Source organism: Paenibacillus sp. OK003 (assembly GCF_900109515.1).
Classification (GTDB): Bacteria; Bacillota; Bacilli; order Paenibacillales; family Paenibacillaceae; genus Paenibacillus; species Paenibacillus marchantiae.
This window is the reverse complement of record NZ_FOBD01000045.1, coordinates 1-1001: the sequence shown is the minus strand read 5'-3', so window position 1 is coordinate 1001 and position 1001 is coordinate 1. Positions and strand designations below refer to the sequence as shown.

Below are 1001 nucleotides of genomic sequence, written 5' to 3'. Positions count from 1 at the left end.
GTTGTTCCGGTTGCTCCGGTAGCTCCAGTTGTTCCTGTTGTTCCTGTATCACCAGTTACCCCAGTTGAGCCCGTCGCACCTGTAGCTCCTGTTCCGGTTGCACCGGTCACTCCCGTTACACCAGTAAGACCCGTTGCACCAGTAGCACCAGTCGTTCCCGTTCCGGTGACGCCTGTCGCACCGGTTACACCCGTTGAGCCCGTCGCGCCTGTAGCTCCGGTTGTTCCCGTTCCCGTTGCACCGGTCACTCCCGTTACACCAGTAAGACCCGTTGCACCGGTAGCACCAGTCGTTCCCGTTCCGGTGACGCCTGTCGCACCGGTTACACCCGTTGAGCCCGTCGCGCCTGTAGCTCCGGTTGTTCCCGTTCCCGTTGCTCCTGTCGCACCTGTTACACCCGTAAATCCTGTTGCGCCAGTGGCTCCTGTGGTTCCCGTTCCGGTGGCCCCTGTCGCACCAGTTACACCCGTTGAGCCCGTCGCACCTGTAGCTCCGGTTGTTCCCGTTCCGGTGGCGCCTGTCGCGCCTGTTACACCCGTAAATCCTGTTGCGCCAGTGGCTCCTGTGGTTCCCGTTCCCGTTGCACCTGTCGCACCAGTTACACCCGTTGAGCCCGTCGCGCCTGTAGCTCCGGTTGTTCCCGTTCCCGTTGCTCCTGTCGCACCAGTTACACCCGTTGAGCCCGTCGCACCAGTAGCTCCGGTTGTTCCTGTTCCGGTTGCCCCTGTCGCACCGGTTACCCCAGTAAGACCCGTTGCACCAGTAGCACCAGTCGTTCCTGTTCCGGTTACACCTGTTGCACCAGTTACTCCAGTAGGCCCTGTTGCACCGGTGTCTCCTGTAGCTCCCGTTCCCGTTGCACCTGTCACTCCGGTTACACCCGTTGGACCCGTCGCGCCGGTGGCTCCTGTAGCTCCGGTTGTTCCCGTTCCCGTTGCTCCTGTCGCACCTGTTACACCCGTTGAGCCCGTCGCGCCTGTAGCTCCGGTTGTTCCCGTTCC

Annotated in this window: 1 protein-coding gene; it reads right to left on the bottom strand. The window is 62.0% G+C overall.

Features of this window, described 5'->3' with window-relative positions:
• Positions 1–1001 (bottom strand): hypothetical protein (locus BMW94_RS30060; protein ID WP_175480889.1); only part of this gene is annotated, 1001 nt, incomplete at both ends.